The sequence below is a fragment of the Actinophytocola sp. genome (assembly GCF_049647105.1).
GTDB lineage: Bacteria > Actinomycetota > Actinomycetes > Mycobacteriales > Pseudonocardiaceae > Actinophytocola.
Genome location: NZ_JBARWZ010000025.1, coordinates 1 through 4,245, shown reverse-complemented (window position 1 = coordinate 4,245; position 4,245 = coordinate 1). Strand labels below are relative to the sequence as shown.

The window sequence follows — 4,245 nt, the reverse complement described above, 5'->3', positions numbered from 1 at the left end:
GCCGGCACCTGATCACCGTGCACGGAACGGCCCAGGTTCAGCTCGTCCCGGCGGGCCGCGCCCAACTCGTCACCGCGCTGAACCAGGCGTACCGAACCCTGCCGGCCGCAGCGCGAAGGTGATTCAGCTGAAACCAAACGATCGGGCTCGCTTTCCGCAATCCCGATGACTCTTGGTGATCGGACCGTTACGATTGTCAACCACGGGTGATGGGGAGGAACCGGATGGCAGACGAACAGTTCGTTGTGCACCCGGAGACGCTGCGCGGGTATGCCGGGCTGCTGGAGCGCAATCACGGGTACGTCGGTGAGATGCGGGTGTACCTCGACGGGCCGGGAAGCAAGACGGACGGGTTAATGGGGCTGATGTTCCAGTTCCAGAACCTCGTCGAGGGCATGGTCACGGCAGAGCGAGACACGTTGAACACCATGCTGGCCAAGCTCAGCGCGACCGCCCAGGGCCTTCGGGACACGGCGGACGAGTACGCGCGTATCGACGCCACCTCCGCGGCGGAGATGGACAAGATCGTGCCCAAGGCGCCGGAGGGTGGCACGCGGTCGGGGCAGAGGCCGAACTGAGATGACGCCGACAGCGACGGTCGGCTTCGCCGACACCATGCATCCGCTCGGCCGGCTCACCCCACCCGGCAACTACGACGAACTCGTGACCGACTCGGTGACCGACGCCTTGCCCGGCGTCGTGGGCTGGATCAACGACGCCGTCGCGTGGGTCACCCGGCAGTTCGGCCACGAGATCAACGTCGTGCAGTGGCTGACCGAGACCGTAGGCGGCGACTGGGGCGATCTGCTCTCCCTCGCTGATGCCTGGAACAGCCTGGCGTGGGCCAGCTCCGACATCGCGGACAACCTGACGGCCGGCGTGACCGAACTCAACCCGCACTGGGACGGCAACGCGGCGCAGGCGTTCGAGGCGCACATGGTCAAGTGGCACAATGCTTTTGAGCAGAACCAGATGGTGTGCGAGACGGTTCGAGACACGTTGCGCGACCTCGCGACCGTGGCCAAGGAGTTCCTGCAGGCCGCCATCGACCTGATCCAGATGCTGTTCAGCATCCTGGGCGGCGGCGGGCCGATCGTGGCGATCATGCGCGCCAAGGAGGTCGCCGACATCGTGATCAAGGCCTACCGCGTGTACGACGCGGTGAAGAAGACGGTCCAGGCCGCAATATCGATCTTCCAGATGATCGCCGCCGACCGGCCGGACAACGCGCCGAACACCAAAGTCGACGTGCCGTCGGTGGGCTATGGCGGCCCAGACGCTCCGGGGACGATGTGATGACCACCCCTGAGGAGCGCGCCGAACGGCTTCGTGCGCTGACTGCGGAGCTACGCGGCTCGGTCGTCGATGTACGCCGGGCGAGCCACGACGCCAGGGTGGCGATCCGTGACTTCTCCCGAACCGACGTGACCAAGACGCCGGAGTACCAGCGCCTGGAGCGGGAGGTCGCCGAGAGGTTCCGCTCGGGCCGATCCGGCCCTGCGGCGCGGGCTCTGCAGGAGCGTGTCGACCGCGGCGAGCTGACCTGGCGGCAGCTCCGGGAGGGCACGGCCGACCCGGCGGCGACCCGGCTGTACCAGGAGAACCAAAGCGCCTTCCTTGACGAGATGGCCGGCGTGAAACGCGATGTCGAGGAGGCCGATGCCGCCGCCGAGCGTGCGGTCGCCGAGCGCCGCCGCCAGCGTGACGATGAGGAGCAGACCATGACGATTCTCAAGAAGCGGACCGGACGACGCAAGGACAACAGCTGATGTCCTGGCGGAAGGCGGGAAAGGCCGCAGGTGACGCACTACTCGACAGCGTGCGCGAATGGATCGCGATCCTCGGCGGCCTCGGCGCCGGTCTTGGTGCCGGTCTGCTGATCTGGCAGGGCGGCGCTGGCACAGTCCCCGGGATCGTGTGCCTGATACTCGCGGCGTGCGCGTTGGTAGCCGCGTTCTTCGGCATGCGCGATCGCGACCTCGGCGGCTGGGCGGGCGCAGTGATCGCCCTCGTGCTCGGCATCGCCACGTTCGTCGCCTTCGGGCTCGCCACCGGTACGTAGACACCACAGAACCATTGCTGTGTAAGACAGTCCTCGCTCCGGCTGGCCGCAACGTCCACCTGGTCCTTCCGGGCGTCGACACCACACGTTGGGGGATCTTGTTGACGAACGTCAGTCCAATGGAAAGTTTCATCCAGATCAATCACGAGCTACGCAGCTATTGTCGGCTGCGCTCTTGGGCCAATGCCACTTAGTCTAGTTTGATCTTGATCGGGTGTGTCGGTGCGCGGCCGCGGGGTGGGTGGTGGGATGATCGTCTGTTGTGACGCGGAATGCTGTGGTGGCTGCGGAAGGCCGTTTGACGGACTGGATCTCGGTTGGGGTGCTGACTTCGTCGGTGCTGCGGGATGCGGTGGACGAGGCCGTTGCGGTGACGGGTCGGCAGGCTCAGCGGTCTGATGGGAAGCTGCCGCCGCATGTGATGGTGTATTTCGCGATGGCGTTGGCGTTGTTCGCCGATGAGGACTACGAAGAGGTGGCGGAACGGCTGACCGAGACGCTCACCACGTGGGGGTGTTGGGATACCCGGTGGAGTGTGCCGACGTCGGGTGGGATCACCCAGGCCCGCAAGCGGCTGGGGTATGAGCCGGTCCGGGAGTTGTTCACGCAGGTGGCGGTTCCGGTTGCCGAGGAGTTGACCCGGGGCGGGTTTGTGGGGCCGTGGCGGGTGATGGCGATCGACGGGTTCGAGTGGGATGCTCCTGACACTGAGGAGAACGCGGCGGAGTTCGGGTATGCGGGGTCTGGTGTGGACCGTTCGGCGTTTCCGAAGGTGCGGGTGGTCAGCGTCAGTGAGTGCGCTTCACACGCGGTGGTGGACGCCGAGATGGGTGGCATCGCGGGTAAGGGCAGCGGGGAGCAGACCCTGGCGCGGCGGTTGTATGCGCGGCTGGAGCCGGACTGGCTGCTGATCGCCGACCGCAACTTCTACAACTGGGCGGACTGGTGCGCCGCCGCCGACACGGGCGCGCAACTGCTCTGGCGGGTCAAAGCAGACCTGCGGCTGCCGGTACTGAAGTTCACCTCGGACGGGGCTTACCTGTCGGTGCTGATCAACCCGAAGATCCGCGGCAAGGCCCGGCTTGCGTTGATCGACGCTGCCCGCGCCGGCCACGATCTGGATCCCGGGCAGGCCAGGATGGTGCGGGTGGTGGAGTACACCGTGCCCGACCGGGAGGGTGACGGGAACGGCGAGTTGATCTGTTTGATCACCACCATCGGAGCTGACGGAGACCCACGCGCGGCCCCGGCCGCGGTGCTGGCTCAGGCTTACCATGAGCGGTGGGAGCACGAGACGGGTAACAAGCAGCTCAAAACCTACCTACGCGGACCGGGCAGAGTGTTGCGCTCCAAGAGCCCGGACATGGTCCGCCAGGAGATCTACGGCTACCTTCTGTGCCACTACGCGATCAGCACGCTGATCTGCCGCGCGGCCACCGAAGCCGACATCGACCCCGATCGCGTCAAGTTCAAACGCACCGTCCGTCTCGTCCGCCGCCGCGTCACCGACCCGGCGGCCATTTCCCCCTGAACAGCAGAAACGATCACTCGCGGCGGTGATGGCCGACATCACCCGGACACGTCACCTCAACCCCAAACGCCGCCACCGCACCTACCCGCGCGTGGTCAAACGCGCCCGCCACAACTCCTACCGCGTCAAACGGCCCAGCGACAACGGAATCCGCCACCAAGGCCCAGCCACGATCACCCTCGCCAACCTCGGCGCCCGCAACCCCCGCGCAGCATGATCAACTTACGCTAAGTGGCATTGGGTCCTGGACTACGCACGCTACGTTCCCCACGAGCGGCGAGCTGTGCTCCTGCCTAATCGGCCGGATGTCGACCTTATCGAATTACTTTGCAGTCATGGCGTCTCATTTCTCTATGAGGCACGCGATGGCATCTTCGAACGTATCGATGCGCCCGCAAAGGCAGGTGGTTGACCTCTGCTCGGACTCAAGAGATGCCCTCGCCGGGCGGGCTGGCCAACAGGATGGAGGGGCCGCAGTTCGGTTGCGGTTCGTCGGACGTTCCCTCCTTTGTGGGTGGCCACCCAGCCTGCGTTCCACAGATAATCGGGATCTGATGACATGTCTGGTGGCGTCGTGGCAGGTCAGGACGTTGCGACCTAGCGGAAACACCGAAAACGCCTAGTGACACGTTTCGCGTGGCTACCCGCAGTG

The 4,245-nt window shown here is 65.7% G+C and carries 6 protein-coding genes; all 6 read left to right on the top strand.

All coding sequences use genetic code 11. From position 1 onward, the window contains the following. Positions 1 to 224 precede the first annotated feature (224 nt). The 6 genes from WBA97_RS03600 (at position 225) to WBA97_RS03575 (ending at position 3,810) form a co-directional block, all read left to right on the top strand. Positions 225 to 578 carry a hypothetical protein gene (locus WBA97_RS03600; RefSeq protein WP_424229217.1) on the top strand — a complete coding sequence of 118 codons (354 nt, stop codon included), beginning with the start codon at positions 225 to 227 and terminating at the stop codon, positions 576 to 578. Between the two features lie 85 nt (positions 579 to 663). Further along, positions 664 to 1,296, top strand: coding sequence for a WXG100 family type VII secretion target (locus WBA97_RS03595; RefSeq protein WP_424229216.1), 633 nt, complete (start codon positions 664 to 666; stop codon positions 1,294 to 1,296). Further along, entirely contained in the window at positions 1,296 to 1,769 is a 474-nt protein-coding gene (locus WBA97_RS03590; protein WP_424229215.1) for a hypothetical protein, read from the top strand. The genes WBA97_RS03595 and WBA97_RS03590 overlap by 1 nt, the downstream gene beginning before the upstream one ends. Continuing rightward, positions 1,769 to 2,062, top strand: coding sequence for a hypothetical protein (locus WBA97_RS03585; protein WP_424229214.1), 294 nt, complete (start codon positions 1,769 to 1,771; stop codon positions 2,060 to 2,062). The genes WBA97_RS03590 and WBA97_RS03585 overlap by 1 nt, the downstream gene beginning before the upstream one ends. Positions 2,063 to 2,324: 262 nt before the next feature. Continuing rightward, positions 2,325 to 3,593, top strand: a complete 1,269-nt coding sequence (locus WBA97_RS03580) for an IS4 family transposase (protein ID WP_424229213.1) — start codon at positions 2,325 to 2,327, stop codon at positions 3,591 to 3,593. A gap of 28 nt (positions 3,594 to 3,621) precedes the next feature. After that, complete coding sequence (locus tag WBA97_RS03575; RefSeq protein WP_424229212.1) at positions 3,622 to 3,810, top strand: hypothetical protein; 189 nt, start codon at positions 3,622 to 3,624, stop codon at positions 3,808 to 3,810. The last annotated feature ends 435 nt before the right edge of the window (positions 3,811 to 4,245 follow it).

What these genes read in the sequence shown, in the direction of transcription:
- WBA97_RS03600 (WP_424229217.1), top strand. Translation starts at nt 225, where the DNA reads ATGGCAGACGAACAGTTCGTTGTGCACCCGGAGACGCTGCGCGGGTAT.
- WBA97_RS03590 (WP_424229215.1), top strand. Translation starts at nt 1,296, where the DNA reads ATGACCACCCCTGAGGAGCGCGCCGAACGGCTTCGTGCGCTGACTGCG.
- WBA97_RS03585 (WP_424229214.1), top strand. Translation starts at nt 1,769, where the DNA reads ATGTCCTGGCGGAAGGCGGGAAAGGCCGCAGGTGACGCACTACTCGAC.
- WBA97_RS03575 (WP_424229212.1), top strand. Translation starts at nt 3,622, where the DNA reads ATGGCCGACATCACCCGGACACGTCACCTCAACCCCAAACGCCGCCAC.